Consider the following 26,721-nt stretch of genomic DNA (forward strand, 5'->3'; position numbering starts at 1 on the left):
CGATTCGGCCAGCCATTTCTATTGCACGCCGCGTAACTCGACGACGGCCTTCAATCCGCCCATCGCCGATCGCTCCAATCGAAGCGCCCCGCCATACTCCTTGACCAGATCTGCGACGATAGCGAGACCGAGGCCGGTGCCCGGTTTTGTCTCGTCGAGACGCTTGCCGCGCTGCATCGCTTCGCGCGCCTTGTCCTCAGGAATTCCCGGGCCGTCGTCCTCGATCTGGAGCAAAAAGCGCGGCGGTTCTTCGCCGACAGCTGCTACCGGCTCCACCGAAACCTTGACGGCACTGTGCGCCCATTTCATCGCGTTTTCGAGCAAATTGCCGACAACCTCCTCGAGATCCTCCCGTTCTCCGGCGAAGACCACTTCAGTTTCCGGCAAGGTCAAGGTGATCCTGGTGCCACGGGTCAGCTTTTCCATCACCCGAACCATGCGCTGCAACAGCGGTGCGACGGGAGTTCGGTAGACGACACTCTCGCGTTGCGCGGCGACCCGTGCCCGCTGGAGATAATGGTCGATCTGCTTTTGCATCGCCGTCGCATGGTCGGCGATGAGTTGTCCCTTGGCACCGCCAAGCGCACGCCCCTCGTTGAGCATCACCGCAAGCGGTGTTTTCAGAGAATGCGCCAGGTTGCCGACCTGGGTTCGCGATCGCTCGACGATGCGGCGGTTGTTTTCGATCAGCGCATTGGTCTCGTTGGCGAGCGGCTGGATTTCGGCCGGGAAACGTCCGGTCAGGCGTTGCGCCGTGCCCTCGCGGACCATGGCCAGCGCGTTGCGCACCCGCGTCAACGGCTGCAGTCCGAGCAGGATCGCTATCGCGTTGATCGCGATCATGCCGAAGCCGAACAGCGACAGATAGGTGAAGAGACGCCACTCGAAGCCTCTGATCTCGTCCTCGAGTTCCGTGCGGTTGCCCATCACGCGAAAGCGCGCGATGCGGTTTTGCGAATCCAGCACGAACTCGGTCTCGAAGACCTCCAGTTCCTCGCCGACGATGCCATCGACCCGGTAGTGGCGTTGAAACTCGGCATTGAACGGGACGTCATCGACGCTCGGCGACGCCACCGGTTCGGTCATCGACGACGAGCGCAGTTGCCCGACAAGTCCCTTGGAGACCGGCTCGACAGACCAGTACCAGCCCGATTCCGGTTCCGAGAACCTGAGGTCGCCGAGATCGGGGCCTCCGGTGAGCGTGCCGCTGTCGGACACGCCGACGGAGCCGATGAGATTGAAGAGATGCGCCGACAGCAGGCTGTCGAAACCGCGCTCGCTGGTCTGCCGGTAGAGCGAGCTGATGACCGTGAAGATCAGCGCAAACGCCAGGATCGCCCACACCGTCGAAAAAGCGATGACGCGGAATGCCAGCGAACGCGGGCCGAGGCCCAGCACGTAGCGCTTCCAGCGACCCAGTCGTTTGCGAAGCTGTTCCGCCTTACGCCTCCGGCTCGCGCATGCGGTAGCCCATGCCGCGGACGGTTTCGATCATATCGATGCCCATCTTCTTGCGGAGGCGACCGACGAACACCTCGATCGTGTTGGAATCCCTGTCGAAGTCCTGGTCGTAGAGGTGCTCGACCAGTTCGGTGCGGGAAACCACCTCGCCCATATGGTGCATGAGATAGGCGAGCAAGCGAAACTCGTGCGAGGTCAGCTTCAGCGGCACGCCGTTGACGTCGGCCTTGGACGCCTTGGTGTCGAGCCTGACCGGGCCGCACGACAGTTCCGAGGAGGCGTGACCGGCTGCGCGACGTATCAACGCCCTCACCCGCGCCAGAACTTCCTCGATGTGGAACGGCTTTGTGACGTAATCGTCAGCTCCGGCGTCGATGCCGGCGACCTTGTCGCTCCAGCGGTCACGCGCCGTCAGCATCAGCACCGGCATCTTGCGCCCTTCGCGGCGCCAGCGTTCGACGACGCTGATGCCGTCCATCTGCGGCAGGCCGATGTCCAGCACGATCGCGTCGTAGGGTTCGGTGTCGCCAAGAAAATGCCCCTCCTCGCCGTCAAAGGCCTTGTCGACGACATAGCCGGCGTCGGTCAGCGCCTCGGAGATCTGGCGGTTCAGGTCCTTGTCATCTTCAACGACGAGTATGCGCATGCGATTTTGCGACCAGTGGAACGATGGCAGAAGATATAGGCGATTCCGGGCGTGCGGGAAATCCGGACTAGTTGGCCGGCACAACGACCTCGACGCGGCGCGGACGCTGGCCATCCTTTGCAGGCACCAGCACGACGATCACGCAGACCGACTGCCCGCCCTGATTGGATTCGGAAGCCCGCGCCAAGGTGCCGCCATGCTGGTCGGCCACCTGCTGGCCGATCGAATAGCAATCTGCGGCCGCCATCAGGATCTCGCCGCCTTCCAACGTGCGCAAGGGCGCGGCGTTCGCCGAGACGGCGAAAAGGCCGGCCGCGCTGAGCGCTGCAATCGTTGGCCGGAATATGGAGCGAAGCGTTTTCATGTCGAGGTTTCTAATACGCCAGTGCTGAACGTGGAATGAACGATGAATTCATGCAATCGACGCCATTGCAAGTCTGCTAGCCTTTGCCGATGCGTTGCTTGGCCGCCAACCTGCCGAAGATCGCAACCAGCCCCGAAAGAGCAGTGATCGCCTGCAGGATGGTATCGGTCAACGCGGAGTTATCGATGCCGTCGAGCGGCAACCCGGCAAGCCCGGCCCCGCCTACCAGCATGGTCACCACCGAGGCCCAGATCGTTCGCGAGAGATACCACGGTTTCAGGTTCAACATGTTCGATCCTTTCAGCAGAATGACCCGCCCGTCTCAGGCGAGCGAAAACCGTCTTGTGACAGGAAGGCCCGGGCCTGTGGCGACGCTCAACTGCCGCACCGTGATGTCGACCGCCGGCGGCGGGACGCCGAAATCGGCAACGATGTCCGCCGCAGCGTAGATCCAGGCCGGCGTCGAGACGGTGGCCGAGCGGAGCACGCCACCGCCTGTGGCCGATACCTCGACGCGATATTCCTCCCGCTCCTCCCCGAGCGGAATGTCGCTGGCTTCCCAACTGTCGGCGTCGATACGTCCACGCCTGATCCACCACAGCGAAAGATCGCCGCCTCCCGCCCGCCTTCCCCTGAGGTGAACGGGAGAAAATGGCATCAGCGCGCGCTTGCCGCCTGTTTCGCTTGATGCGGAAAAGCTGGCGCTGGAGAAATCTGCGCCCAGCGGACCGACGCGCCAATTGAGCTGCAAACCGGCCTCGCCGGCCAACAAACCGGCAGGCACCACCCCTTCGTCGAGGACGACCAGGTCTGCGCCAACCGCAGCGCCGGCGGCAGCGGCATCGCCAGTCCCGAACTGCCCGCGCAGCAGCCCACGCAATCGCCAAATCTCCGGTGCAATTTGCTCGGCACTTTCGAATTGCAGCGCTTCCCAGGCGCCCCCGGCAGACCGCACCGCGACGAGGTTCGCGCCGTTGAGAAGCTGCAGCCGGCTGACACTCGCCAGCTCGCCTCCGTAAAGCTCAACGGTCAGAGCTGCCGCGCGATCGATCCTGCCTTCCTTTCCAGGCGCCAGCATCGCCGTGAGCACGCCCATGTCGGCACGGCGACCGACCGACCCGCGCAACGCAAAGCCAGTCTCCTCCGGTGAAACGAACAGCGCCTGGCTCCTCCAGGGCGTTTGCGTCACCGCGACGCGAAATTGCAGGTGCGGATTTGCCGTGCTGCCATCCATCATCGGAAGATCGAGAAATACGGCGTGGGGCTGTCCCGCAACAACCGGGGCGGTGGCTGCAACGCCAGGATTCGATGAACGCCATGGCATCGGCACCGATCGCGCCATCTGCCGTGCGGCAACCTTGCGAACCAGCCCCTGTTCGATCTCGGTCACGAGGAATTCAGACGTGCTGCCGGAGGCAGGAAGCTTGATGATCGTGCCGGGCACGATATCCGCCCGTGGCTCGGCCAGGGCGAAGCTGACACGTTCGCGCTCTTGCCAGGTCCGCCGCATCCAGTCGTCGGCAAGCATCCGCGCCTGCCCGGCTTCCAGCACGCCAGGAAATGACAGGCCGTGCTGGCGACTGCCCTCAGCGGCAAATCTCGTGCTCCTGACCGAAGCCGATTGATAGTCGGCAACCGGGTCGCGGAAACTGAGGATCGCCTCCGCCGGCAGATCGTGATCGGGGCTGCGTGCGGTCTCGGCCACGGCGTTCTCGCCGTCAAACGCGAGGTCGGTCAGTTCGATTGCGGCGATGTTCGAGGCTGTCGTCCGCTTGAATGCCAGTCCGCCCGGTTGCTGGCTCGCGGAAAGACCAAACAAGTCGACCAGCGGTTCGAGCGCGCCCCGCGCCGACGCCGGGTCGGCGATCACATAGCCGGTGACCGTTCCCTCGACGCCATCCACATTGGCCGGCGGCAGTCCATGATCGCGCAGGATGGCGTTGATGAGATCGGCAACCGTTGGGCTGCCAAAACGGCCGTTCAGCCAATGGCCGCGATGCCAGCCGGCGCCATCGGACCAGACTCGCGACTGCAGTGGGAAGACCGGATAGGGACGCGCGTCCCACGCCCAAACGTAGCTGCGCGCCACATCGACCATGCGGCCGCCATATACCGGCGACAGCGGATTGTGCGCCCCGTTGAAGCCGGCTGACGCCGGATCCCAATGCGCGGCATGGGCCTCTAGCAGGCGGCGCTGCGCAATGTCCGACCGTCCGCCGTTCGAAAAATAGGGCGTTCCATCCTCGGCCGATTTGACGTCCGGAAACATGTTTGGCTGGTTCGGCCCCTTGTCGATCGCCGGGCATCCGAGCTCGGTGAACCAGATCGGCTTGCTCCGCGGTACCCACGCCGTCGGCGTCGCCGCTTCCACACCGCCGGGCCGGTTATGGTGTTGATTGCTCCACCAGCCGACCAGGTCCTTGTAGCGAAATACCCACGGCTTGCCGTGGGCGCCGTCGCTGATCGGCGTTCTCGATCGCGATTGTCTCGCCTCGAAATTGGGATAATACCAGTCGAACCCCTCGCCACCGGCGATCATCGAGCCCAGCGCCGCCGGATCGTAGGGCGAGGCAAATCCATCCAGGTTTCCGCCGGCATAATCGCCGTCGCGCCAATCCGACAGGGGCATGTAGTTGTCGATGCCGATCGCATCGATTGCCGGATGCGCCCAAAGCTGGTCGAGATGAAAGTAGACGTCGCCGCTGCCGTCACCGGGCTGGTGGCCGTAATATTCGCTCCAGTCGGCGCCATAGGTGATGCGACATGCCGAACCCAGCACCGCGCGAGCGTCAGACGCCAGGGTGCATAGCTTCTCGACAAACGGAAAAGCATTGGCGCCGTCGCGCAATGTCGTCAGACCGCGCAATTCCGTACCGATCAGGAATGCATCGACCCCACCGGCCGCGGCTGCGAGGTGCGCATAATGCAAAATGAAGCGCCGGTAGCCCCAGTCGCCTGGATTGCCCCCGAAACTGATCGTGTCGCCGGCAGCCGCGAACTGGGTCCGCAGCGCGGCCCCGGAGAACGCATCGATCTGGCTCCGCGCCGCCGCGGTGCGATCCACGGTGCCGGGAAGCAGCGGCGCCGGCGCGCAGGTGATGCGCCCGCGCCATGGATAACTCGGCTGGCTGGAATGGCCATAGGGATCAGGCAAGCTGTTGCCCTCGGCAATGTCCATCATCACGAACGGATAGAGCGTCACCTTCAGGCCGCGGGCCTTGATCTCGGCGATCGCCTCTCTGACGCTCTTGTCGGAAGGCGTCCCGCCATAGGCCGGGCCTCCGGCGTGGGTCGAAACCACCATGGCTTCCGGCCGGCCGATGCCCGAAACCTGCCAAGCTGCCGACAGGCCGGAGGTGGACGGCTGGGTGACGCCGGGCCTTATCCGGCAATGACCCGCACGCAGGTCGGTGCCGAACCAGGCAACGACGAGCGCCACGTTCTCCAGGTTCGGGCAAAGCATCTGCAGTTCATCGAGCGAGGCGGCGATGTCGGTGCCGGCATACAGCACATGCCGATTGACCGCCTCCGTGTCGCCGGGCCGCCTCTGGCGCCGGACCAGGCTCGTCGACAGACCATATTCGGTGGCTCCCGGTATCAGCGAGATCGCGCGGACATGACTGCGCAATTCGCCTATCGGCCGGATCACCTCGAACTGCATCTGGGGAATGCGGTTGCCGTATTCGCCAATGTCCAGGTTCTCGACCACGGCGTAGGCCACGCCGCGATAGGCAGGAGCGTTGCCCGCACCCTGCTTGGCTGCAATCAGCGGATCGACGGCCTGGCCTTCGGTGCCGAGGTGAATGCGCAATTCGATCGTGTTGCGATCGATCTCGCGGCCATCAGCCCAGACCCGGCGAACCCCGGCGATCTCGCCTTCGCACAGGGCAAAGGCGGCATTGCCGTAATAGGCATATTCGGTGACCTTCGGCCCCATCTTGCCCTGGCGTCGCGTCGAACGTGTCTCTTTGAAACGCGTCGCCCAGATCAGCGTACCGCCGACACGCGCCGAGCCGTAGATGCGCGGCAGGGAGGCGCCCTCTTCTGCCGTGAACGGCCGCGCTCCCGCGAGCGGTGGACCTTCGATACGCCTTGTGCCGTCGATCAGTGCGCGGTCGACGACATAACCAGCCAGCGCGCCTGCAGCCGTGCCGATGGCGGTGCCGATAGGCCCGAGCATGCCGCCGAGAAACGCCCCGGCTGCCTGCAATAGAATGGTCGCCATCGGCGGTCTCCGTTATCGGCTATGTCAGATCTGGAAAGGCAAAGGCTGCCGCGATGCGGCGGCGCCACTGCGGCACCAGCCGCGTCAGCGTCACGCCATGATCCTGATAGGCATGCACGAAGCTGTCCGGCTCGACCAGGATTGCCGCGTGCTTGGCCGGAAGATGCGGCCGCCAGCGAAACACGATGAGATCGCCGGCAGCCATCACCGAGATCGGCTTCTCCTCGAAATGCCGGCGCAGCCCTTCGAGCAAGCGCTCCTGTTCGGTGGCTTCGGCCCAGTCGGGCGCATAGGGTCCCGGCGGTTCCAGTTCGCGCCTGTAGACTTCACGCCACACGCCGAGAACCAGGCCGAGGCAATCGCAGGCGACGCCCTTGCGGCTGCCCTGGTGCCTGTAGGGCGTACCGACCCATTCCAATGCCACCGAAACGACAGATGCTGCTATCCGGTCCCTGCCAGCATTTCCGCTCATGACACGATCGGCCCGCCATCGAATTTGCCGCCCTCCGTGACGTAGGCGTAGCCGGCGTCATTGCCAGGCAGATGCGGAAACCCGCGAAAGCTAAGCGCATTGGAGAACTTCGCCTTGCAGGTCGCGAACGTCTTGTCGCAGCCGGCGCGAACCGAGAACGCATCTCCTGCCGCTGCTGGGGAGCCGGAATGCGACCCCAAGATGAGCGTCACGCCCAAACCATCCCGACGATGGTCGTCGATCCTTTCGCTTCGGCCGGCTCTTGCCCCGGTAGTCCAGGTCAGCGTGCCATGCCCAAACCATCCCGGCGCAAAACCGCTCAATCCCGAAACAGTCAGCATGTCGGGTTCGGCAACCGCCAAAACCGTCCCGCTGCCGGAAAACTGTGGCGGGCTCAGCGCCACACCGCAGCGCTGGTCGCCGAGCTCAGCGTCGCATGAGCGGCTGACGTAGCGCCCACGCACCTGATCGAGCGCATGCGTGGCGCTCTCCAGTTCGGCGACGAAGCGCTGGTCGCTGCGGGTAATCCTGCCTACGGTCGCCATCCGCAACAATGCGAATTGCCCCGGCGCCATCCAGTTGACCAGGAAAGTCTCGACGGTCGCGCTGTCATAGAGCCCCGCCGCAATGTCCTCGCTGCGGATTCGATCCGAACTCAGCGCCCCTTCGACATCGACGGTGTCGACGGCCAGGCCGAGTGAACTGCGTGCTTCGCTGGCGCTCAACCCGGATTCCGGCTCGAAGGTCGTGCCATCGAATTCGAGCGGACGATCGTGGTCGGTGTAGCCGCTGACAACGCCATCTTTCCTGGTCAGCCGCCAGCAATGGCATACGCTGGTCACAGCTCGGCCGAGGTGATCGGCCAGTTCCACGGGCATGGTCACAGGCGCACCTCCACCAGAGGGATCGATGGAATCTGCCCCGCCTTGAAGGCCGTCAGGCTCAGCGACAAACGCTCGGTATCGAAGCGGACGGGCACATGGAATTCAAAACCCGCCGTGACCAGCGCGCCGGTGCCCGGGATCGATCCGGACGAAAATACAACATCGCCGGTAGCGCCATCGAACGAGAACGCCGGCGAAACTCGTTCGACGCCTGCGACAGCGACGCGGAGGCTGGCCAGGACCGGCTTGGCAATCAGGCGTTTGTACGCATCGACGCCGGAGCCATAGGCCTTCACCAGGGCAAAGCGTGTCCTGGTTCCATCCCCCGAACCAAGCGGCTGGTCGAGCATGGTGGGCAGGTCCCCCGGCCGGCACGACTTCATGTCGAAGGGATCGCGGAAACGGAAGGCATGCAGCGATCCGCGCCGCGCCTCGAAAAACGACAGCACGTCGTGCAGATCGTCGAGCGACTTCACGCCGGTGCCGGCGTCATAGTGGTGGCGCGACTGCGAAAAGCGCAGGTTGCGCTTCTCCCGCCCCGAGGTCAGCGAAACGATCTCGTTGCGCCGCTCCGGCCCGCCCGTCGCGCCAAAGGACACGGCGAGCGGAAAAACCTCGTCATGGAAACTGCTGAGCTCCGTCACGATCTCTCCCTCAGAACGTTCGCGCGCCGCGCGAAACAGCCCGCGCCAGCATGCCGGTGATCTGCGCTTCTGATTTGCGGAACGATGCGGCGTCCTGCGCCGTGACATTGAAGACGACATTGACGGCGCCACCGCCGCCGGGCGCCGCGACGCCCAGGCTGCCGTCAGCCCCACGGCGCAGCGGCAGGATCGCCTCGGCACCAGCTTCGCCCATCAGTCCGATGTTCCTGCCGGCCGGAAAATAGGTTGGCGACGACACCACCCCGCCGGAGGCGAACGGCACGATGCTGCCCGTCACCCCACCCTTGGCGAACGGCAAGATGCCGGACAAGCCACCAAGCAGCTTCGAAAATAGCGAGCCCGCCAGCGACTGCAGCGGCGCCAGTCCTTGCTCCAACGCCATGCCGGCGAGGTTCAGGCCGATGCGCCGCAGGATGTCGTCCAGTTCGCGTCCACTTACCACTGCACTCTTCAAGGCGCCGGTCAGTTGCGCGCCGAAACTGTCCGACAGCCGCTCCAGCGACTGCAGCGCAGTCTGGAACGGCGCCGTATCTGCGCGGATCGCCACTGTCACTTCCTCTGCCATGCTTTTTGTCCTTGTCGGGGAACATCGTCATCAGCGCGTCGAGCTGCGCCTTTGTCGGCGCACCGCCGGTACCTGGCGGCAGCATGCTCATCGCTCGCTCCAGTTCGCGTGGCGTCATCGCCCAGAAGTCCTTCGGCGATAGCCGCAGCAGGCCGAATCCCGTGGCCATCACGCTGTCCCAGGGAAATTCAGCGCCGGTACCCGCTGCGGCACCTAAGGGTTTCGGCCATCCTCTGCCTTGGGCGCAGCGCCGAAGGTCGTGGTCAGAAGGTCCGCCACGATCGCGGCAAAGCCTGCGACGCCGCCTTCGGCACGCATGCCGCCCACCTCGTCGTCGGAAAGCTCATGTCCGGCACCCCGCAAGCCAGCGCCGATGATGCGGATCATGTCGGTTGCCGACAGTCGGCCGGACGAAAAGCGTTGCACCAGCGCGGCCAAGTCATCGGCGGCATAGCTCGCCTCGAGCTCGGCCAAGGCGCCCAATGTCAAGCACAGCCGGTGGTTCTTGCCGTCCAGTTCGGCGGCAATCTCGCCGCGCCGCCTGTTCGCCGTCATGGCGCCACCGTGAAGCCGACGACGCCGGCGGACTCCAGCGCCACCTCGAACGTCACCTCGCCGTCGTGGTTGCCGGTGTATTCCAGCGCGGTGATCTGGAACGGCCCGTCGACGACGCCGAAATCAGGCACGGCCAGTTGCCACCTGACAATCTCGCCGCCAAAGAAGCATGTGCGGATCCTGGCGTCGGACTGCTGGTCCTTGAAGATGCCGGATCCGCTCACCGCCGCTCGCTGCACGCCGCTCCCGGCCAGGAGTTCGCGCCAGCGCCCGGCCGACTCCGCATCGGTGATGTCGACCGTCTCGCTGTTGAAGGCGATGCGCTTGGAGCGCAGCCCTGCAACCGTGACAAAGCTGCCAAGACCGTTGGTGTCGATCTTGAGCAGAAGGTCCTTACCCTTCTGTGCGACCATTCGTTGGTCTCCTGAAATGTCTTGAGAAAGATGCTGGCGGCCAAGCCGCCCGTCAGGCAGCCACCGGCTCGGTCACAGCGCGAAAGCGCAACAGACCATGCTGCACGGATAGCCGGTCGTCGAAGCGTGTTTCGGAGAATTCGAGCCGCATGCTGACCAGATGCTGCGTGCCCAAGTTGAGCGTCGCATCATCGAGCAGACCACGCACCGCTTCCATGATTTCGAGCGCCTCGCGCTTGCCCTGCGATTTCGACCAGACATGGACCGAAAACAGCTGTTCGGTGCCGCTTTCGGTATCCGTGCTCCAGTCGTAGACGCTCGTCCGCCCGAAAGTCAGGTAGGGAAAGTCGACATTGGCGGGCGCCGGGTCATGGATCTTCGGGCCGCCCAGGAGTGCCACCAGCGCGGCATTGCCGCGGAGCGCCGCAAATACCGCCTTCTGCAACTCAGCGGCCGGGGCGGTCATCGCTTCGCTCCCTCTTGCTTCTCGCCCCCGCCCGCGAAGACGGCACGTCGGCCGACTTTTCGGCGGGCACGACGTCACGGTAGCCCTGTTCGGCGCTCTCCGCCAGTTCATGCGCCTTCCAGCGCAGCGCGCGCTTCAGCCCATCCAGCGTCAGCTTCATCGTCACGTTCATGCACCTTGCTCCCTTGTGCGGCAAACGAGGTAACGCTGCGTTTCGTCGGGGTCGTGCACGGTAATGATGTCCAGTACGCGCTGGCCCCGGCGCAGACGCATGCCGCTTTTCAATCCTGCCCGCCACCTCATGGACACACGATGCGTCGCCGTCTCCAGCGATTGGTCGGCGCCGAACGAGCTGTGCGTCGAAACCGGCTCGACCCGCGCAAACAACGTTGCCAGCTCGACCCAGTTTTCGGTATGGCCACCGAAGCTGTCCGGGGTCGTCACGCATTGTTCGAGTGCGAATTCGCTGCGCAGCGCGCCGGGGTCGATGAAGCTCGCGCGCATCAGAGCCTCCGGGCTCGATAGCCGGAAAGCAGCCGGTCATAGCCGCCGGGATAGGACGCAGGCTGATCGTCGGGGCCGAAGCTGGCGCGGAACTCGTACCAATGCGCGACGAGCAGAAGCATCGCCCGCTTGAGCAGGTCAGGCACGTCGGTCCCCGCCTCGCCGAAGCCGGCGCGAAAGTCGATTTCGACACCGTTCATCACGCGCAGCCGCTGCGGCGCACGCTCGAAGTGGATGCGCGCCGGCCGCGACAGCGTGTCCAGCTGGTAGTCGCCGGGATTGATAATCGAGGCCTCGCCCTCGCTGCCGAAGGTCGTCACCGAAATCACCTGCCGCACCGGGTGCCGCATCAGCATCACGAAATTGTCGGCCGGCCAGCGGTCGAACACCAGGCGCCAGGTCTGGTCGATCAGCGCGGTGCCCGTCGTACGCTCGACATCCTCTCGCGCGGCGCGGATCAGGCCACTGATCAGCGCGTCCTCGCTGGTATGCGACATGCGCAGATGCGCCTTGGCGTCGACCAGCGTCACGGGCTCGACCGCCGGCGTGCCGGTTCTGATCAGGGTCATTCATCACCTGTGTCTGGCATGGAAAGGGAGCGGCCCCAGCGGGGAGGAACCGGGGCCGCAACGGCACTGAGCGGCAAACGGGAGCAATATCTCGTTCGAACCGGCTTACGCGGTGCCGTATTTGAGCAGCTTGATCGCGCTGAAGTCCTGGACACCGCCGCCGACGCGCTTGGTCGTGTAGAACAGCACGTAGGGCTTGGCGGAATAGGGATCGCGCAGCACGCGCACACCGGTCCGGTCGACGACCAGATAGCCGCGCCCGAAATCGCCGAAGGCGATCGGCGTCGCGTTAGCGGCCGCATCCGGCATGTCCTCGGCCTCGACAAGCGGGAAGCCCATCAGCATGGCGCGCTGGCCAGGGGCCGAAGGCGGCTGCCAGAGATAGTTGCCGTCGGCATCCTTCAGCTTGCGAATCGACGCCTGGGTCTTGCGGTTCATCACCCAGTTGGCATTCTGGCGATAGCCGGCCTTCAGCGTATAGACGGTATCGATCAGGATATCCGAGGGGCTCGATGCCGGCAGCGCGCCTGATACACCGGTCACCAAATAGCCGATATCGCCCCAGGCCCAACTCGCCTCGGCCACCTTGTTGTAGTCGAGGAAGCCCTTGGGCTTGTTGACGCCGTTGCCATTGACGAAGGCCGTGCCTTCCTGCTCGGCGAAGGCCGTCTCCACCTCGGACGCGATCCACTGGTCGAGATCGACGACACTGTCTTCAAGCAGCGAGGCCGTCGCCGCCGGCATGGCGTAGAGCTCCATCGTCGGGAACTGCAGCTCGGCCAGGACAGGCGTCGCCGTCTGCGGCCGTGTAGCCGTCTCGGCCACCCAGCCCACGGCCGGTCCCGTGGTGGTGAACGGCTTTTTCAGCACAGCGGCCGAAACCTGCCTTACAGAGGCTATCGAGCGGAGCGGCGACAATGTCGACAGCCGGCGCCCGATCTCGGTTTCGGTCTCGTTCGGCACGAGATAGCCGCCGTCCTGGCCGGAGCCATAGGACATCGCCTTGGTGTCGAGGGCCCGCAACTGCCGGTCGTCGCCGTTGCGCATATAGGCGTCGAACGCATCCTTGTGCTCGCTCGGCATCGACCGGCCGTCGCGCCCAAGGGTCGGACGCAAGCGCTTCAGCGACAGGCTGTCGAGCGTGCGTTTCTGCTCGTCGAGTGCGCGCGAGATGCGGTCGACCTTGTCGGAGGTCACCACGTCGGCGCCGAGCTTGCCTTCCAGCTGCGCCAGGCGTTCGTCATTGCTGTCCTTGAAGGTCTCGAAGGTGGTCATGAACTCGCCGAAGGCATCCTTCAGGTCGAGGTTGTCGCCTGCTGCCGCCTTGATTTCGGGGGCGCGCGACGCGTGGGTCTCATTCATACGCTGCTTCCTTTTTGCTTGATCATGCGCGTGGCCTGGCGAATGCGTTCTGCGAGGCCGCTCTCTGATCCCCATGCGGCGTCCCGCTTGCGCACGAGGCTGGCGAAGCCCTCGGCGATGACCGCCCGGGCGTCGCTCCTGGTCAGCCCCGCATCCCGCGTGAGCCAGCCTTCGAATTGTCGGGTGGTGGGCAGCCGTCCGCGGCCCTTGACCGTGTCGATGCGCGCTTCGGGCAGCATCGGAAAGGTGACGATCGAGATCTCCCAGAGATCCGCCTCGAGGATATGGCGGACACCGCTCGCTGGTTCCTTCCTCGCCTTCACGGCGCGAAAACCGATCGACAGGCCGTCGAGCGCGCCCCCGCGCAGCAGATTGTGCACGTCGCGGGCCCGCGCCACGTCCTTGGCCAGCCGGCCGCGAACGAACAGGCCGCGACTGTCCTCCTTCAGCTCCGTCCAGGTGCCGATCGGCTGGTTGGGATCATGCTGAAACAGCATGCGGATGCCCGCCGCACCGCGTGTCCGAAGCGACTTGGCGAAGGCTCCGCGCTCGACCACGTCCTTGCCGAGATCAACCCGCCCGAACAGGCTGGCATAGCCCGAGAAAGTGCCGTCGATGGCGACTTCGTCGAGCACCAGGTCGACGAACTTCCGTTCGCCTTGCCGCATCGCTGCCTCATGCATCATCAGCGCCATTCCTCTTCCGCCTGTCGTCGATCCATCGGCTGACGCGGTTGCCTTCAAAGGCACGCATGACGAAGCCGAGCGCCCACCAGGCGCACAGGCTTGCCGCCGCGGCCCCCATCATCGTCATCTCGGTCGGGCTGATCAGTTCTTCGATGCCGAGCTCGGCGGCGATCTTCAGGCCGACCGTGCCACCGAACACCAGGCCGCAGACCACCCCCACGGCAAAGCGCACGGCGGCCTCGCGCCTCCCGTGCGGCAGGATGTAGGCGAGCGAGATCGCCGAGCCGGCAATCGCGCCCCCGCCCTTGGCCAGCCACAGCCAGCCGGGATTGGACATGTCGGTCATCGTTTCAGGTCCCAGATTGAAGAATGTTCAGCCGCGCGGCGGATAACCCACGGCCTCGCGCTTTTCGTCGTCGCTGAGGAAATCGGCCGCTTCGACCCGGGTCCACAGGGCATCACGCTCGCCAGCGAGCCCCTCGACCTGGTCGGCGTCGTACCAGAGCCGGAGGCCGCCACCGAAAGCCGGCGCCAGCCAGGCGGAAAGTTCCTTGGCCGTCCGCGCCAACAGCGGCAGCACGGTCAGGCGATAGAAGGCGCGATTGGCCTCCTGGTAGTTCGCGTATGTGTTGTCACCGGGAATGCCGAGCAGCATCGGCGGCACCCCGAAGGCGAGCGCGATGTCGCGGCTCGCCGAATGCTTTGCCTCGATGAAATCCATGTCCTTCGGCGTCAGGCCCATCGCCTTCCAGTCGAGCCCGCCCTCGAGCAGCAGCGGCCGGCCGGCGCGGGTCGCTCCCGAATAGCCTTCTTCCAGCTCGGCCTTCAGCCGGTCGAACTGTTCGTCACTCAGGTTGCCGCCGTCCTTGGGCGCATAAACCAGCGCTCCAGATGGACGCGCCGAATTGTCGAGCAACGCCTTGTTCCAGCGCCCCGCCGCATTGTGCGTGTCGAGGGCGATCAGCGCCGCTTCGAGCGGCGGGAAGCCGTAATGATCGTCGAGCGGATGAAACAGCGTCAGGTGTGCCGCCCCGCCCTGCTCCGACAAGCCAAGGGATATGCGCCGGCGCGCACCACCTTCGCGATAGTCGAGTGCTATCGGCCACCCATTGGCGTCACTCGCCACCGCAACCCGGTCGGGCCGTAGCAGGTGCAGTTCGCGCGCACCGCCGCCTGCCGCCGCCAGCTCGACATAGGCATTGCCCGAAAGCAGCAAGTGGCCATACAGCGCTTCCATGAAGCTGCCACCGGCCTGCCGCTCGTTCGGCCGCTCGCACAGTTCGAGCAAGGCATGCCCGCCCAGTTCGGTTGCGCCTTCATAGAGCAGCCAGGGTATTGCCGACGCCGTCTCCGAGATCAGGCGCACCGAGCGATGCACGATCGGATTGCGCATGAAACCTTCGCGCGCCAGCCCTGCATAGTCGCGCCGTGTCCAGCGCGCCTCGCCCTGGGCGTGGAGAGCGACGAAGCCAGTCGGTCCGCCGCTCTTGCGTTCGGGCACGGCGCTACCCCTCCCGGTCCGCCAGAACCTGGGCCAATTCACAGCCATATCGTTTCCTGTTCAGAGAAAATCGCGGATTCGTGGTTCGGTCGACCAGTCCGGCATCAACTCGCCGATCGCCCAGACCAGCGCATCGACGCGGTCGGGAGAGCGACCATTGGACAGCCCATTCGGGCCGAAGTCGCACATTTCGTCTTCAAGCGCCGGAAATCGTCCAGCATGCAAAACCTTGCGTTGCGGGTAGAGTGCCGCGATCGGCTCGGCGCGCAACCATTTAGACCGCTTGGCACGCACCGCCTTTACCGGCACCGCCGGATCGACCGTTCGGATCACCGCCGTCACCATCTCGCCGCCCTGGTTGGTCTCTGCGATGATGCAGTCAGCCTCCAGGCGGTGAAACAGCCTTACGGCCGTGCCTGCCCAGTCCTGCGGCTTTGCCGCCTGGACCGTCGCGTCGGCGAGTACCACCGCCCTGCCCGCGCCATCCAGTCCGACCGCAACAATGCCGCAGGCGTCCGATGTCTTGCGCGAACTCGCCGGCGGATCGACCGCCACAACGATACGACGCAAGTCGGCTGCTGCCGCGACCAACGCCGCTTCGAGCATATCGCGCGACCACAATGCATCTGCGCGGTCCTCGATCAGCTCGCCGTCAAGCTCCTGCCGGCCGAGCACACTGCCGCCGTAGCGGCTGCGGATCGTGCTCAGGAAGCCTGGCGCCAGGTTGGCGCTGTTTTCATCCGAGCGCATCCGCGTCACCAGCACGGCCGGGTCGGCCAACAGGCGCTTCAGCAGCGGTACGGGCCGTGGTGTCGTGGTGATGATCTGGCGCGGCTTGTCGCCAAGCCTGAGCCCGAACTGCAGCATGTCGAAACACGCTTCGGCATGCTTCCACTTCGCCAGTTCATCGCACCAGGCAGCTTGAAACTGCGGCCCACGCAGGCTGTCGGGGTCCTCCGAGGAGAAAATCTGTGCCACGGCGCCGCTGTCCCAGACCAGCCTCTTGCGGCTCGGCTCGAAACGCGGCCTGTCATGACGCGAAATCGTTGCGATGCCAGACGGTCCTTCGATCATCACCTCTCGCACGTCGGCAAGGGTCTCTCCGACCAAGGCTATCGGCGAATGCCGCCTGGATGCGAAAGGCGAGAACCCACGCACCATGGAATTGACCCACTCGGCCCCCACCCGGGTCTTGCCGGCGCCACGCCCGCCCACCACCAGCCACGTCGCCGGCTCGGCTTCGAGCAGATATTGCTGGATTCGCGCCGACCGATACCACTCTCTTGCGATCAGCCTACCTTGGCGCCAGTTCAGATTCGTTTGCGCAAAGCACTCTTGCATAGTCTCTGGCAAGTTCGACGATGCGTTGGTCGATCCTTGCGAGCACATCTGCCATTTCTGCATCTCGCTCCGTCTGGCTCACTTTCGCTGCCTCGCCTCCCCGCATCAATTCGTTGATCTTCTCGACCGTCCTGATGATCGAGCCGACCATGTCGACCTGCGCCTTGTCGAAACCGCCTTCGTTTTCCGGCTGCAAGGCTTCTGCCTGCGCGATCAGCGAATCTGCCAACCGGGCCAACCGGTCGGCGAAGTCGTCGGCGGCAATCCAGCCATCTCGCGCGGCACGTCTTTCTATCTTGGCCACGGCATAGCCGCTTGCCACGGACAACAGCTCGATGTCCGGCGTCGCGCCCTCATGGAGCGCACGCAGCGCCCGCCATCGCTCGTCAGCTCTCGCGACCAACGAAACCTCCAGCATCACGATTGGGAAAACCGCCTGGCCGTGCTGCCCGTTTTGGCTGCACTTCTTTGACGATAGCCGGACACTATCAAAGCACCGTCACGGTGTCAAGAATATATTCCTATCGAGGTGCATTTTCCTGTTCCGCAGGCTGCTTGCCGCCCCCCTCTTGTCGCGGCGTCGAAAATCGGGGACAAGTCAGCCGTGGGCCGAGGGACGCGTGCCCTGAATTCGCCAGCACCCGTATTTAGGTATAAGCTGCAGTCACGTGCCGGACCCGTCTCGAATGGAAAATCCCGTAGAACCACGCAAGAAACGAGGCCGCCTGGCAGCAGGCCTGCTCGCTCTTGATGCTTGGCTCGACTCTTCGCTTTACGAACTGCGTTTCCGCACGCAGCAGTTCTGGGAAAGCGCCACCATTTTCTTCCGCCGCTTCCGCGTCAAGGGCTGGCGCCGCGGTGTCATCGAGGTCCTGAGCGAAGGGGTCACCATGGCCGCCGCCGGCTCGGTGGTGATGCTCGCGCTCGCCATGCCGGCCTTCCAGGAAACAACCGGCAACTGGCGCAACCAGGACGACTTCGCCGTCACCTTCCTCGACCGCTATGGCAATGAAATCGGCCAGCGCGGCATCATCCAGCGCGACTCGGTCCCGGTCGACGAAATGCCCGACCACGTCATCAAGGCCGTCCTGGCGACCGAAGACCGGCGCTTCTTCGATCACTACGGCATCGATTTCCTCGGCCTGATCCGCGCCATGTCGGAAAACGTCCGCGCCAACTCCGTCGTCCAGGGCGGATCTAGCCTGACCCAGCAGCTCGCCAAGAACCTGTTCCTCACCAACGAGCGCACCGTCGAGCGCAAGGTCAAGGAAGCCTTCCTGTCGCTCTGGCTCGAATCGAACCTGTCGAAGAAGGATATTCTCCAGCTCTACCTCGACCGCGCCTACATGGGCGGCGGCACGTTCGGCATTGCGGCCGCGGCCGATTTCTACTTCGGCAAGCAGGTCAAGGACCTCAACCTCGCAGAAGCGGCGATGCTCGCCGGCCTGTTCAAGGCCCCGACCAAATACGCCCCGCACATCAACCTTCCGGCCGCCCGCGCCCGCGCCAACGTCGTTCTCAGCAACCTCGTGCAGGCAGGGTTCATGACCGAGGGGCAGGTTCTGTCGGCGCGTCTCCATCCCGCCGACATCGTCGATCGCGGCGACCGCAAGAGCCCCGATTATTTCCTCGACTGGGCCTTCGACGAGGTCAAGAAGATCGCAGCCAAATCGGGCATCCATTCGCTCGTCGCGCGCACCACGATCGACATGAACATCCAAAAGGCGGCGGAGGAATCGGTCGAGTTCCACCTGCGTCAGTTCGGCAAGGAATACCGCGTCACCGAAGGCGCCGTTGTCGTGATCGAAACCAACGGTGCGGTGCGCGCCATCGTCGGTGGCCGCGACTACGGCGCCAGCCAGTTCAACCGCGCCACCAGGGCACAGCGCCAGACCGGCTCGTCATTCAAGCCGTATGTCTACGCGACCGCCATGGAAAACGGCTTTACGCCTGAATCGGTCATCTCGGACGGCCCGATCAGCTGGGGTGCCTGGTCGCCCAAAAACTACACACGCGGCTATTCCGGCCGCATGTCGCTGACGACCGCACTGGTCAAATCAATCAACACCGTGCCCGTGCGCCTTGCCAAGGATCACCTGTCGATACCGCCGATCAAGGCGATGACCGAGGCGATGGGCGTCGAGTCTCCCGTCAGCTCGCACAAGACCATGGTGCTCGGCACATCGGGCCTGACGGTCATGGACCAGGCCACCGGCTACAGCGTGCTTGCCCAGGACGGCATCGTCGGCACCCGCCACGGCATCACCCAGCTTGTCACCCATTCCGGCCAGCTCATCTACGACTACAGCAAGGACGCGCCACCGCCCCACCGGGTGCTGTCCGAGCAGGCGGTTGCGTCGATGAACTCGATCATGGTGCAGATTCCCGAAGTCGGTACGGCCCGCCGGGCAGCACTTCCCAACATCCGCTCGGCCGGCAAGACCGGAACCACCCAGTCTTATCGCGACGCCTGGTATGTCGGTTACACCGGCAACTATACGGCCGCCGTCTGGCTCGGAAACGACGACTTCTCGCCCACCAACAACATGACCGGCGGTTCGCTGCCGGCGATGGTGTGGCAGCGTTTCATGGCCTATGCCCACCAGAACATCGACCTAAGGCCCATCCCAGGCATCAAGAACCCCTTCGTCGATCCGGCGACCATCGCCAAGGCCGAAGAAGCCGCAAAGAGTGGAACCCAGCCGCCGGCAGCCGACACGGCCGACCGACCTCCGGTCCTGTCGAGCACGACGACGCGGGCATTGCGCGCGATCGCGGATGTCTTCCAGAAAGCGCCCGCCATCACCCCGCCGACCGAACCCGAGACGCTGTCAGCGCTGTGATTGTTCCCAAATTGAGGGGCCAGCGATCATTCCCGTACCGGTTGCAGCCCTTCCCGGCTTGCCTTCCGGTCGCATGGCGGGATATTCCTCCGCCAACTCCATCCTGCGGCGGCTCATGCTGAAACAATCGCTTCTGATAGTTATCGCCCTCGCGGTTGCGGTTGGCGGCGGTGCCGCCAGCGTGGCGATGGTTCTCGATTCGCAGGAAGGCATCGGCGCTGTCGCAGTCGGCCCATGGACGGCGTTTCCCGATATTGGAACGCCCGAAGCCGATCCCTATTCGAAGGCCCGCGTCGCACGCGACGGCATGCTTGCGCTCGGCCGCGCCGAAGGCCTCAGTTTCGTAGCCGACCGAGACTCCAGCGGCGTGACCCTGAGAAGCGAATGCAGCTATCGCGTCGAGGGATCGCTGCCGGTTGCCCGGTTCTGGACTTTCTATGCGACCGACAAGGCGCAGATGACACTCAAGTCGGGCATGCGCCGCGATCCGTCGATGCATTCCTTCGAAATCCTGCGCCAGCCCGACAATTCCATCGAGATTGCTGTCGGCGCGCGGCCTGAGCCCGGAAACTGGCTGCCGGTATCGGGAGCCGGCGAAATGAACCTGGTGTTGACCCTCTACGACACGCCCGTCGCCAGCAGCACTGGCCTGTCCGGCATCGAAATGCCTCGCATCGTCAGGGTCCAGTGCAATGCGTAGGCTGTTTCATGCCCTGGCCATCGGGCTGGTCGGCGCCGGCATCGCCCACATCGCCATCCTGCTGCTGGTACCCAGCTTTTCCGAGCGGGATGCATGGTCACGCTTGGCCATGGTGGCCGGGCCCAACAAGGTTGTCCGCCTCGACCACGAGATTGGCGGCGCACCGGTGGTGAAGTCGCTCGACCCGTCATTCTACGAAGCCGCCTGCCGCTTCGATCTCGGCGAAGGCGTCGTCCGCATCGACAATGCCGGCAAGGTCCCCTACTGGTCGGCCTCGGTCTACGATCGCAGCGGCCAGAACATCTACAGCTTCAATGACCGCACCGCGACCGACGGCAATCTCGATTTCGTCGTGCTCACACCGGCGCAGATGATCGATCTGCGCAAGGAATTGCCGTCTGAATTCGAAAAATCGATCTTCGTGGAAACGCCGATCGACGAAGGCATCGTCGTCGTTCGTGCCTTTGTTCCCGACGACAGCTGGAAGCCGATCGTGTCGCGTTTCCTCGACGGCATCAGCTGCGAAATCCAGTAATCATACGCCGTAGCAGCGCATGAACTACGTCGCCTGAGCTTGGCAGTCGCCACCGTCAATGTCGCGGCAACGGATCCTTGCGGCGATTGTCGCCTTCGACGCGATTGTCGGGCGACGAAGTCGTGCCGCCGGTGCGCTCGTAACGCACGCCCGGAAAGATGATGATGGATGCCGACGCTTCCGCTGTACGTGGGGCCCGGTGGACGGTCGCACGACGCGGCATGAATGACACTATGCTGCCCATGGTTCGCGATTCCCTCTCGGTTCAACCGGAGTAAGCACGCAACGCCTCCATCTCGATAACGCCAGTAGAGAGTTAACAGTCGGTTACCGTCACGGATTTGATTCAATTTAGGCGCTGCGGCTCCGCTTTCGACGCTGCATTCATACCAATGCGGCGTGAGCGGTCTGTGAACGCAGCAGCATTGCCACGTCACAGGTCGCCGGCTGAAAACGGGCAATTCGGCCTTTGCGTGATGATCCGCGTATAAGTCTTTGTTAATGAATGACTTCCTTAACGCCAAAGTTAACAGTCCGCTAACAAATCTTCGCTAAGTTTATGTTCACCTTCGGGAGGATGGATGCAGCGACGTCCGCCTCATCCCAGGGCAGTGCAAGGTTGTGTCAGGCGTATCCGTTCGTGTCAGCATCGGACTTCAGGCAAATTGCCATCGGTCGCGAAACCGGAAAGCCCGAGCGGCTCTTCCGGGCAGCGGTTTCCGCCTTCTGTGCGCTGCCCCGTCCATCGCGCCGCGAAATCGCGCAACTTGAAGACCTTACCCTTCCCCTATTCGAAAAGGTTTCGGTGGAGGCGCGCCGGTATGTCTCTGCCGCGCTTTCCGAAACCGAATATGCGCCGCCCGGCCTCGTTCGCCGTCTGAGCGACGAAAGCGTCGATATTGCCGCGCCGCTGCTGATCCGTTCGCCTGTCTTGTCGGATGTCGCGCTCATCGCGCTGATCGGACGCCATGGCCTGCCGCATGCGCGCGCGATTGCCCGCCGCCCCGGCCTCAACCAGACGATCGCCGACCTGATCCGGGTGCTCGAGCGCCCACGCCTGGTGTACCCCGAAACGACGGAACAGGTCGAAGTGCCAGTCGCCACAGCGACAGCCGCAACGACAATCGACGCGGTGCAGGACACGCCGAACATTCCCGCCCCGGGCGAACTTGCCGAAAACGTCCGCCGCCGTCTGCGCTCGATGATGACACCCAATACGGCGCACCAGTCGACATCGACCGAAGGACAAACGCGTGCGCCGGCCTACGAACGGCTCAAGTCGACCGCCCTTACCGGCAACGGCACATTCTTCCAGACCGCTCTCGCCGACGCGCTGGAGATCGACTTCCAGACGGCCCGTTCGATCACCGAGAAGTCTGGCTACTCTTCGCTCATTGACGCGCTCAAGGCGCTAGACCTGCCTGAAGAGCAGGCATTCCTTCTCACCGCGACGACATTCCCTGGCCAGTTCGCCCATGCCGAAGCCATCAGGCTGTTCCTTGAGCGCTACCGGCTGTTGCATCGCGACGTAGCGCTCGACCGCGTGCGCGACTGGAAGGCAGCGGCGGTCGGCGCAAGCATCCGCGGCAACGCGGACAGGCTACAGCCTAAGCCAGGGGCAGCCGGCTCAAAGGGTGATCAGCTCAGGGCGTCGTAAGAGACACCAGATCCTTGATTTCGGTCTGGCCCGGCTCGATCTCGACCACCCAGATATCGCGGTCGAAGCGCCGCTCGCGCTCGAGCCGCTTTTCGATCGCCGTCCCGTCATCGTCGCTTTCCAGCAGGCTGAACTGGCGCTCATCGGGTCTTGCCATGTCGTAGCTCGTCTGCGGCGCCGGGCCGTAGAGGCTGGTGCGGCCGAAACGATCGCGGGTCAGGATGAAGACAGCGCCGGCTTCAAGTGCGCCCCGGCTGAGGATCGCGCCAAAGCCGCCCTCGCCGAAAATCCGGCGCAACAGGGCCGACACCCAGAAGTCAGTGGTTAAGCGCATTTGCCAGGCCCGAACGCAATTTCGATCCGGCCTCTATAGCGGCTCGCTCGGAAAGCGCACAGGCCTATCGGCTCAGTTGGTCAGGCCGATCTCACGCATCTTGACGTAAACTGCCGGGTCGGGCTCGCCCGTTTCAGGCAAGCCGAACAAAGCCTGGAATTCGCGGATTGCCGCCGTGGTCCTGGCGCCTGGAACGCCGTCAACGTCGATTCCGTCATTGCCGAAGGCCTTCAGCCCAGCCTGGATCTTCATGATGCGCGCACTCGGATCGGCATCGACTGCGGGCTCCGTGCGCACGGGTGCCGTGGTGGCCCCGCCCGTTCGCGGCCTCGACACCGGTGTCGCTTGCGCTCGCGGTGTCGGTGTCGGCGCAATTCCGGCCGTGGTTTCAGCAGCGCCCAGTTGCTCGAGCAGCGCGCCGTCGATGTCGCCCGTGGCCGTCAGGCCTACCTTCTTCTGATACGCCTGGATGGCACTGCGCGTGGCCGGCCCATTCAGCCCGTCGACCGTGCCATCATAAAATGCGAGGTCCTTCAGGATGCTCTGTATTTGTTCGATCTGAGGATCGCCCTTGGGGCGCACGACCTGTGCCTCCGGTCGCTCGATCTTGATCGTGGTCTCCGGCGCATCCTCGTTCATGTCGGGAAACTCGACCACCTCCCGGGTCGAGAAGAACGCACCCTTGTGCGCATATGGCTGGTACCACAGCGCATTCGCCGAGACGTAGAACAGCGCCACCAGAAACGCCGTCGAACCGCCGACCAGCACCGGATTGCGTGCAATCATCCCGCCGAGCGCCACGGCCCCTTCTTGCAGCGGGCTGCGGTCCTCGACGACCCGCTTAGCTTGCCTTGCGGAGCGGGCCATTGCGCATCTCCCTGATCCTGTCTGCCGGCAACCGCATCACTTCGCCCTTCGTCGGCTCAGGGCGGAGGGCTGGCCCTTCTATCGGCAGGCTGATGGTAACCGTGGTCCCCTCGCCCGGCGCGCTCTCGATCGACATCGCGCCGTCGTGCAATGCAACCAGTCCCTTGACCAGCGACAACCCAAGGCCGGTGCCTTCGAAGCGACGGGTGTAGTCGTTCTGGATCTGCGTGAACGGCGTACCCAGCCGCGACAGGTCTTCCTGGGCGATGCCGATGCCGGTGTCCGACACCCAGAAATGCAGCCGCGAACCGAGACGCTTGGCGCCGATCTCGACGCGACCGCCATCGGGGGTGAATTTTGCCGCATTCGACACGAGGTTGATCAGCATCTGCTGCACCGCACGCCGGTCAGCCTTGACCTCGCCCGTGCCGGCAGCCACTTCGACAGCCAGGTCAAGCGCCTTGGCCTCGATCTGCAGCGCCATCATCGAAGCGCACATGTCGACCGCCTCGCGGAACCTGAAAGGCTCCGGGTTGATCGCATAGCAACCCGACTCGATCTTGGTGACGTCGAGAATCGAGTTCACCACCTCGAGCAGGTGCTGGCCGGACTCGCGGACGATACCGACATATTCCTTCTGGCGCGGCTCCTGGAACTTGCCGAACATCTCGTGCAGCAGCATGTCGGAAAAACCGATGATCGCGTTGAGCGGCGTCCTGAGTTCGTGGCTCACGGCTGCGAGGAAATTGCTCTTGGCAAGTTCCGCGCTCTTCACGGCGTCGGTGGCTTTGGCCAGTTCGTTCCGCAACTCGGCGACAGTGTCGTTATTGCGGACAATCGCAATAAACTCGACACCGGCCTTGATGAACTCGAGTGCGAACGGCCGGAAATTGTCGCCCGCATCGCTCTCGGACTGCCTGGGCAAACGCAGAAGAAGCTCCACCTGACGCGTTTCGGCTCCATCGCGCATGTCTGCCAGCGCACAGAGATAGCCAACACGGTCTGCCACATGGATGCGGTCGAACAGGGCAGTACCGAGGAGCAACTCCGGCTGCAGCCGCAACAACGTCCGCGCCTGCTCGGAGACATCAACCACGTCGCCATTTTGCGCGACGCGCAGGACGACAGCCCGGAGGACCTGCTCCAGCGGCGCAGCCGGCGCGGCAGCCTGTTCGGCGCCATGGCCGGCGAATTGTACAGCGCGAGCGACGAAGGTCGCCAACCAGGCGACTGGCAGCAACCAATGCCATGCGGATGCCGTCGCACTTTCGGCAAATGGCACGGCGCCAAGCAAACCTTGCAGCAGCAGCGCAGCAACGGCAGCGAGCCCGCCGAACAAAGCCGCTTTCCGCGTCCGCCAAACCCACAGCGCTTCGAGCGGAAGCGCGGCTGCAAGCAGCGCCGCCGGCGATGTCAGGCCGCCCGCGGCAGCAATGATGGCGCCAGCGGTTACGGCACCGACGCCAAGCGACGCGACGCCGATCGACGCGGCCGTGCCGGTCGCGGCAACCAACAAAGCCGCCAGCCAGCTCAGGCTGAAGGCGGCGAAGATGACGGCAAAGGTCGGGGCCGCGCCAAGATTGGCCGACACCAGGACCACGCCGGCACCGGCAACAAGGAAAGGTGCCGCCAACAACAGGCCAACGAGACGCCGCTGGCGCAAACGTTCGGAGCCATCGATGGACGGATGGACCAGCCGGTCACAGCCGCCGGCGACCGCGCCGGAAAACTCACCGTATCTGGTCATGACAAAACTCAACGCTACGCACTCTTCCGTGGCTCGCTTTGCGGCTCTTCTCTGGTTGGTCTCCAAACTCGCACCGAGCCTTTAATGAAGGAATAAAGCCAGGCGACCGAAACCCTGGCGCATGGCGAATATCGGGATCACGGCGTCGACATTCGAGAACAGTTCTCGCCATGGTAAATGGAGGGTTATTTGCCGACTTCGCGAACCCGAATCTGCGCAAAACGCGCAATCTCGAAGTTTCGCAATTTAAATCAATTGCTTACGAGTCTCGTGAGAGATTACTCAGGCGCACAGTCACGCAAGCCGGGCCAGTCCGTTAAACTTTGGTGAAAAGCCTTCGCGAAATGCCACCTTTTGCAGCAAGCGCTCCTTTGCTCGTTCATGCCATTGTCGGCTCAGCAAGATGCGGGGCCGCATAGATCCGGCGCCGACAGACCACACGAGGCTTCCATGGGCTTTCTCTTCAGAACCGCTTTCTGGTTCTCGCTCGTCCTTCTCCTGCTGCCGCTCGGCACGGGCCCCGATGGTGAGAACAGCGTGAGCCCGCTACAGGCAATTTTCGCCGCGCGCGAGGCGGTTGGCGACATCGCCGGCATCTGCGAACGCAAGCCCGAGGTTTGCGAAACAGGCAAGGCTGCGATGCAGACCATCGGTGTCAGGGCACGCGAGAGCGCCCGCATCGCCTATGAGGCGCTCGACCAGCAGTTCGGACAGCCCGACACTGCAACCCGGACCGGCAGCGTCCCTGCGACGGATGACGAACCGGCCATGGCCGTCCCAACCCCGACCCCGGCCCCGGCCCCGGCAAACTGACTCCGACTTCAGGGCCTACGCCAGGCCCCACCGCGATACGCCCGCCTCTGGCATCTGCGGTGCATTTCTTTTTTCGTGACGGGCAGCAGTGCCGGCACTATATCGAAGGCACCATGACCACCTCGATCGACACCATCCGCGACGACTTCTCCTTCCTTGACGAGTGGGAGGATCGCTATCGCTATGTCATCGAGTTGGGTGAAGCACTTCCGCCTTTCCCCGAGAGCGCACAGACCGACACCAACAAGGTGCAGGGCTGCGTCAGCCAGGTCTGGCTTGTGACCCACAAGGGCGACGGTGCCGACCCCGCCATCCGCTTCGAAGGCTACTCGGACGCGCATATCGTGCGCGGGCTCGTCGCCATCATGCTTGCCCTGTTTTCAGGTCATCGCGCCAGCGAGATCATGGCGACCGACGCGGAAGCCACATTGAAGGCACTCGGCCTCAACGAGCACCTGTCGCCGCAACGCGCCAATGGCTTGCGCTCGATGGTCAAGCGCATCAAGCGCGACGCCGAGGCTGCCCTCCACCAGGTCGCCTGAGTTC

Annotated in this window: 31 protein-coding genes and 1 pseudogene; 6 read left to right on the forward strand and 26 right to left on the reverse strand. The window is 64.1% G+C overall.

Going from position 1 to position 26,721, the window contains the following annotated elements; genetic code table 11:
- Positions 1 to 18: 18 nt before the first annotated feature.
- From GGQ99_RS17610 to GGQ99_RS17715, 22 genes and pseudogenes are all read right to left on the reverse strand, one after another.
- On the reverse strand, positions 19 to 1,395 hold the full coding sequence (locus tag GGQ99_RS17610) for an ATP-binding protein (protein WP_245439941.1): 1,377 nt from the start codon (positions 1,393 to 1,395) through the stop codon (positions 19 to 21).
- 46 nt (positions 1,396 to 1,441) lie between these two features.
- The gene (locus GGQ99_RS17615) at positions 1,442 to 2,107 is read right to left on the reverse strand and encodes a response regulator transcription factor (RefSeq protein WP_055978403.1); all 666 of its coding nucleotides are present in this window, start codon (positions 2,105 to 2,107) and stop codon (positions 1,442 to 1,444) included.
- 67 nt (positions 2,108 to 2,174) lie between these two features.
- Positions 2,175 to 2,471 carry a hypothetical protein gene (locus GGQ99_RS17620; protein WP_183263538.1) on the reverse strand — a complete coding sequence of 99 codons (297 nt, stop codon included), beginning with the start codon at positions 2,469 to 2,471 and terminating at the stop codon, positions 2,175 to 2,177.
- Positions 2,472 to 2,547: 76 nt separating this feature from the next.
- Positions 2,548 to 2,760: a hypothetical protein gene (locus GGQ99_RS17625; protein WP_055978469.1), complete on the reverse strand. Its 213-nt coding sequence runs from the start codon at positions 2,758 to 2,760 to the stop codon at positions 2,548 to 2,550.
- Positions 2,761 to 2,793: 33 nt separating this feature from the next.
- A complete protein-coding gene (locus GGQ99_RS17630; protein WP_183263539.1) occupies positions 2,794 to 6,696 on the reverse strand; it encodes a baseplate multidomain protein megatron in 3,903 nt (1,300 codons plus the stop codon).
- A 19-nt stretch (positions 6,697 to 6,715) separates the two neighbouring features.
- Positions 6,716 to 7,168: an NlpC/P60 family protein gene (locus tag GGQ99_RS17635; RefSeq protein WP_183263540.1), complete on the reverse strand. Its 453-nt coding sequence runs from the start codon at positions 7,166 to 7,168 to the stop codon at positions 6,716 to 6,718.
- Positions 7,165 to 8,046, reverse strand: a complete 882-nt coding sequence (locus GGQ99_RS17640) for a DUF2163 domain-containing protein (protein WP_183263754.1) — start codon at positions 8,044 to 8,046, stop codon at positions 7,165 to 7,167. The genes GGQ99_RS17635 and GGQ99_RS17640 overlap by 4 nt, the downstream gene beginning before the upstream one ends.
- Positions 8,047 to 8,048: 2 nt before the next feature.
- A complete protein-coding gene (locus GGQ99_RS17645; protein WP_343061752.1) occupies positions 8,049 to 8,696 on the reverse strand; it encodes a phage distal tail protein, Rcc01695 family in 648 nt (215 codons plus the stop codon).
- 10 nt (positions 8,697 to 8,706) lie between these two features.
- On the reverse strand, positions 8,707 to 9,282 hold the full coding sequence (locus GGQ99_RS17650; RefSeq protein ID WP_183263541.1) for a phage tail tape measure protein: 576 nt from the start codon (positions 9,280 to 9,282) through the stop codon (positions 8,707 to 8,709).
- A 22-nt stretch (positions 9,283 to 9,304) separates the two neighbouring features.
- Positions 9,305 to 9,457, reverse strand: a pseudogene (locus GGQ99_RS17655) (phage tail assembly chaperone); the annotation flags it as partial.
- 38 nt (positions 9,458 to 9,495) lie between these two features.
- Entirely contained in the window at positions 9,496 to 9,837 is a 342-nt protein-coding gene (locus GGQ99_RS17660) for a gene transfer agent family protein (RefSeq protein WP_183263542.1), read from the reverse strand.
- Complete coding sequence (locus tag GGQ99_RS17665; RefSeq protein ID WP_183263543.1) at positions 9,834 to 10,250, reverse strand: phage major tail protein, TP901-1 family; 417 nt, start codon at positions 10,248 to 10,250, stop codon at positions 9,834 to 9,836. Before GGQ99_RS17665 ends, GGQ99_RS17660 begins: the two co-directional genes overlap by 4 nt.
- A gap of 52 nt (positions 10,251 to 10,302) precedes the next feature.
- The gene (locus GGQ99_RS17670; protein ID WP_183263544.1) at positions 10,303 to 10,716 is read right to left on the reverse strand and encodes a DUF3168 domain-containing protein; all 414 of its coding nucleotides are present in this window, start codon (positions 10,714 to 10,716) and stop codon (positions 10,303 to 10,305) included.
- Complete coding sequence (locus GGQ99_RS17675) at positions 10,697 to 10,888, reverse strand: hypothetical protein (protein WP_183263545.1); 192 nt, start codon at positions 10,886 to 10,888, stop codon at positions 10,697 to 10,699. The genes GGQ99_RS17670 and GGQ99_RS17675 overlap by 20 nt, the downstream gene beginning before the upstream one ends.
- Positions 10,885 to 11,220: a phage head closure protein gene (locus tag GGQ99_RS17680; protein ID WP_183263546.1), complete on the reverse strand. Its 336-nt coding sequence runs from the start codon at positions 11,218 to 11,220 to the stop codon at positions 10,885 to 10,887. Before GGQ99_RS17680 ends, GGQ99_RS17675 begins: the two co-directional genes overlap by 4 nt.
- Entirely contained in the window at positions 11,220 to 11,789 is a 570-nt protein-coding gene (locus tag GGQ99_RS17685; RefSeq protein WP_183263547.1) for a head-tail connector protein, read from the reverse strand. Before GGQ99_RS17685 ends, GGQ99_RS17680 begins: the two co-directional genes overlap by 1 nt.
- Before the next feature lie 105 nt (positions 11,790 to 11,894).
- Positions 11,895 to 13,151 (reverse strand): phage major capsid protein, encoded by a 1,257-nt coding sequence (locus GGQ99_RS17690; protein ID WP_183263548.1) that lies wholly within the window; start codon positions 13,149 to 13,151, stop codon positions 11,895 to 11,897.
- Entirely contained in the window at positions 13,148 to 13,837 is a 690-nt protein-coding gene (locus GGQ99_RS17695) for an HK97 family phage prohead protease (protein ID WP_425486833.1), read from the reverse strand. Before GGQ99_RS17695 ends, GGQ99_RS17690 begins: the two co-directional genes overlap by 4 nt.
- Entirely contained in the window at positions 13,827 to 14,183 is a 357-nt protein-coding gene (locus GGQ99_RS17700; protein ID WP_183263549.1) for a DUF6107 family protein, read from the reverse strand. Before GGQ99_RS17700 ends, GGQ99_RS17695 begins: the two co-directional genes overlap by 11 nt.
- Before the next feature lie 27 nt (positions 14,184 to 14,210).
- The gene (locus GGQ99_RS17705) at positions 14,211 to 15,386 is read right to left on the reverse strand and encodes a phage portal protein (RefSeq protein WP_183263550.1); all 1,176 of its coding nucleotides are present in this window, start codon (positions 15,384 to 15,386) and stop codon (positions 14,211 to 14,213) included.
- A 12-nt stretch (positions 15,387 to 15,398) separates the two neighbouring features.
- Positions 15,399 to 16,679, reverse strand: coding sequence for a DNA-packaging protein (locus GGQ99_RS17710; RefSeq protein ID WP_183263551.1), 1,281 nt, complete (start codon positions 16,677 to 16,679; stop codon positions 15,399 to 15,401).
- The gene (locus GGQ99_RS17715) at positions 16,633 to 17,082 is read right to left on the reverse strand and encodes a hypothetical protein (protein ID WP_183263552.1); all 450 of its coding nucleotides are present in this window, start codon (positions 17,080 to 17,082) and stop codon (positions 16,633 to 16,635) included. The genes GGQ99_RS17710 and GGQ99_RS17715 overlap by 47 nt, the downstream gene beginning before the upstream one ends.
- A gap of 283 nt (positions 17,083 to 17,365) precedes the next feature.
- Between GGQ99_RS17715 and GGQ99_RS17720 the strand changes: the two genes are divergently transcribed.
- From GGQ99_RS17720 to GGQ99_RS17730, 3 genes are all read left to right on the forward strand, one after another.
- Positions 17,366 to 19,522 carry a transglycosylase domain-containing protein gene (locus GGQ99_RS17720; RefSeq protein ID WP_108608832.1) on the forward strand — a complete coding sequence of 719 codons (2,157 nt, stop codon included), beginning with the start codon at positions 17,366 to 17,368 and terminating at the stop codon, positions 19,520 to 19,522.
- Positions 19,523 to 19,637: 115 nt separating this feature from the next.
- On the forward strand, positions 19,638 to 20,222 hold the full coding sequence (locus tag GGQ99_RS17725) for a DUF1214 domain-containing protein (RefSeq protein WP_183263553.1): 585 nt from the start codon (positions 19,638 to 19,640) through the stop codon (positions 20,220 to 20,222).
- Positions 20,215 to 20,757 carry a DUF1254 domain-containing protein gene (locus GGQ99_RS17730; RefSeq protein WP_108608833.1) on the forward strand — a complete coding sequence of 181 codons (543 nt, stop codon included), beginning with the start codon at positions 20,215 to 20,217 and terminating at the stop codon, positions 20,755 to 20,757. The genes GGQ99_RS17725 and GGQ99_RS17730 overlap by 8 nt, the downstream gene beginning before the upstream one ends.
- Positions 20,758 to 20,812: 55 nt before the next feature.
- Here GGQ99_RS17730 and GGQ99_RS17735 read toward each other — a convergent pair whose 3' ends face one another.
- Positions 20,813 to 20,980 carry a hypothetical protein gene (locus tag GGQ99_RS17735; RefSeq protein ID WP_183263554.1) on the reverse strand — a complete coding sequence of 56 codons (168 nt, stop codon included), beginning with the start codon at positions 20,978 to 20,980 and terminating at the stop codon, positions 20,813 to 20,815.
- Positions 20,981 to 21,397: 417 nt separating this feature from the next.
- Here GGQ99_RS17735 and GGQ99_RS17740 point away from each other — a divergent pair, with 417 nt between their 5' ends.
- Entirely contained in the window at positions 21,398 to 22,414 is a 1,017-nt protein-coding gene (locus GGQ99_RS17740) for a DUF2336 domain-containing protein (RefSeq protein WP_108609989.1), read from the forward strand.
- Here the strand turns inward: GGQ99_RS17740 and GGQ99_RS17745 are convergent.
- The 3 genes from GGQ99_RS17745 to GGQ99_RS17755 form a co-directional block, all read right to left on the reverse strand.
- Positions 22,401 to 22,748 (reverse strand): DUF1491 family protein, encoded by a 348-nt coding sequence (locus GGQ99_RS17745; protein WP_183263555.1) that lies wholly within the window; start codon positions 22,746 to 22,748, stop codon positions 22,401 to 22,403. The genes GGQ99_RS17740 and GGQ99_RS17745 overlap by 14 nt on opposite strands.
- A gap of 72 nt (positions 22,749 to 22,820) precedes the next feature.
- A complete protein-coding gene (locus tag GGQ99_RS17750) occupies positions 22,821 to 23,615 on the reverse strand; it encodes a peptidoglycan-binding domain-containing protein (protein ID WP_183263556.1) in 795 nt (264 codons plus the stop codon).
- Positions 23,590 to 25,362 carry a sensor histidine kinase gene (locus GGQ99_RS17755; protein WP_183263557.1) on the reverse strand — a complete coding sequence of 591 codons (1,773 nt, stop codon included), beginning with the start codon at positions 25,360 to 25,362 and terminating at the stop codon, positions 23,590 to 23,592. The genes GGQ99_RS17750 and GGQ99_RS17755 overlap by 26 nt, the downstream gene beginning before the upstream one ends.
- 450 nt (positions 25,363 to 25,812) lie before the next feature.
- On the opposite strand from GGQ99_RS17755, the gene GGQ99_RS17760 reads away from it, so the two are divergent.
- Together GGQ99_RS17760 and GGQ99_RS17765 are read left to right on the forward strand one after the other, a co-directional pair.
- Positions 25,813 to 26,175: a DUF5330 domain-containing protein gene (locus GGQ99_RS17760; RefSeq protein WP_183263558.1), complete on the forward strand. Its 363-nt coding sequence runs from the start codon at positions 25,813 to 25,815 to the stop codon at positions 26,173 to 26,175.
- 113 nt (positions 26,176 to 26,288) lie between these two features.
- Positions 26,289 to 26,717: a SufE family protein gene (locus GGQ99_RS17765; RefSeq protein ID WP_108608838.1), complete on the forward strand. Its 429-nt coding sequence runs from the start codon at positions 26,289 to 26,291 to the stop codon at positions 26,715 to 26,717.
- Positions 26,718 to 26,721 lie beyond the last annotated feature (4 nt).

This window comes from Aminobacter niigataensis, assembly GCF_014200015.1.
GTDB classification, from domain to species: Bacteria; Pseudomonadota; Alphaproteobacteria; order Rhizobiales; family Rhizobiaceae; genus Aminobacter; species Aminobacter niigataensis.

Excerpts from the sequence above, each read along its gene's own strand:
- GGQ99_RS17735 (WP_183263554.1), bottom strand. The coding sequence starts at position 20,980 with ATGCCGCGTCGTGCGACCGTCCACCGGGCCCCACGTACAGCGGAAGCG.
- GGQ99_RS17695 (WP_425486833.1), bottom strand. The coding sequence starts at position 13,837 with ATGATGCATGAGGCAGCGATGCGGCAAGGCGAACGGAAGTTCGTCGAC.
- GGQ99_RS17665 (WP_183263543.1), bottom strand. The coding sequence starts at position 10,250 with ATGGTCGCACAGAAGGGTAAGGACCTTCTGCTCAAGATCGACACCAAC.
- GGQ99_RS17680 (WP_183263546.1), bottom strand. The coding sequence starts at position 11,220 with ATGCGCGCGAGCTTCATCGACCCCGGCGCGCTGCGCAGCGAATTCGCA.
- GGQ99_RS17760 (WP_183263558.1), top strand. The coding sequence starts at position 25,813 with ATGGGCTTTCTCTTCAGAACCGCTTTCTGGTTCTCGCTCGTCCTTCTC.
- GGQ99_RS17670 (WP_183263544.1), bottom strand. The coding sequence starts at position 10,716 with ATGACCGCCCCGGCCGCTGAGTTGCAGAAGGCGGTATTTGCGGCGCTC.
- GGQ99_RS17675 (WP_183263545.1), bottom strand. The coding sequence starts at position 10,888 with ATGAACGTGACGATGAAGCTGACGCTGGATGGGCTGAAGCGCGCGCTG.
- GGQ99_RS17755 (WP_183263557.1), bottom strand. The coding sequence starts at position 25,362 with ATGACCAGATACGGTGAGTTTTCCGGCGCGGTCGCCGGCGGCTGTGAC.
- GGQ99_RS17625 (WP_055978469.1), bottom strand. The coding sequence starts at position 2,760 with ATGTTGAACCTGAAACCGTGGTATCTCTCGCGAACGATCTGGGCCTCG.
- GGQ99_RS17650 (WP_183263541.1), bottom strand. The coding sequence starts at position 9,282 with ATGGCAGAGGAAGTGACAGTGGCGATCCGCGCAGATACGGCGCCGTTC.
- GGQ99_RS17635 (WP_183263540.1), bottom strand. The coding sequence starts at position 7,168 with ATGAGCGGAAATGCTGGCAGGGACCGGATAGCAGCATCTGTCGTTTCG.
- GGQ99_RS17765 (WP_108608838.1), top strand. The coding sequence starts at position 26,289 with ATGACCACCTCGATCGACACCATCCGCGACGACTTCTCCTTCCTTGAC.
- GGQ99_RS17730 (WP_108608833.1), top strand. The coding sequence starts at position 20,215 with ATGCGTAGGCTGTTTCATGCCCTGGCCATCGGGCTGGTCGGCGCCGGC.
- GGQ99_RS17745 (WP_183263555.1), bottom strand. The coding sequence starts at position 22,748 with ATGCGCTTAACCACTGACTTCTGGGTGTCGGCCCTGTTGCGCCGGATT.
- GGQ99_RS17615 (WP_055978403.1), bottom strand. The coding sequence starts at position 2,107 with ATGCGCATACTCGTCGTTGAAGATGACAAGGACCTGAACCGCCAGATC.
- GGQ99_RS17750 (WP_183263556.1), bottom strand. The coding sequence starts at position 23,615 with ATGGCCCGCTCCGCAAGGCAAGCTAAGCGGGTCGTCGAGGACCGCAGC.
- GGQ99_RS17630 (WP_183263539.1), bottom strand. The coding sequence starts at position 6,696 with ATGGCGACCATTCTATTGCAGGCAGCCGGGGCGTTTCTCGGCGGCATG.
- GGQ99_RS17710 (WP_183263551.1), bottom strand. The coding sequence starts at position 16,679 with ATGCAAGAGTGCTTTGCGCAAACGAATCTGAACTGGCGCCAAGGTAGG.
- GGQ99_RS17720 (WP_108608832.1), top strand. The coding sequence starts at position 17,366 with ATGGAAAATCCCGTAGAACCACGCAAGAAACGAGGCCGCCTGGCAGCA.
- GGQ99_RS17725 (WP_183263553.1), top strand. The coding sequence starts at position 19,638 with ATGCTGAAACAATCGCTTCTGATAGTTATCGCCCTCGCGGTTGCGGTT.
- GGQ99_RS17700 (WP_183263549.1), bottom strand. The coding sequence starts at position 14,183 with ATGACCGACATGTCCAATCCCGGCTGGCTGTGGCTGGCCAAGGGCGGG.
- GGQ99_RS17660 (WP_183263542.1), bottom strand. The coding sequence starts at position 9,837 with ATGACGGCGAACAGGCGGCGCGGCGAGATTGCCGCCGAACTGGACGGC.
- GGQ99_RS17705 (WP_183263550.1), bottom strand. The coding sequence starts at position 15,386 with ATGGCTGTGAATTGGCCCAGGTTCTGGCGGACCGGGAGGGGTAGCGCC.
- GGQ99_RS17620 (WP_183263538.1), bottom strand. The coding sequence starts at position 2,471 with ATGAAAACGCTTCGCTCCATATTCCGGCCAACGATTGCAGCGCTCAGC.
- GGQ99_RS17640 (WP_183263754.1), bottom strand. The coding sequence starts at position 8,046 with ATGCCCGTGGAACTGGCCGATCACCTCGGCCGAGCTGTGACCAGCGTA.
- GGQ99_RS17690 (WP_183263548.1), bottom strand. The coding sequence starts at position 13,151 with ATGAATGAGACCCACGCGTCGCGCGCCCCCGAAATCAAGGCGGCAGCA.
- GGQ99_RS17685 (WP_183263547.1), bottom strand. The coding sequence starts at position 11,789 with ATGACCCTGATCAGAACCGGCACGCCGGCGGTCGAGCCCGTGACGCTG.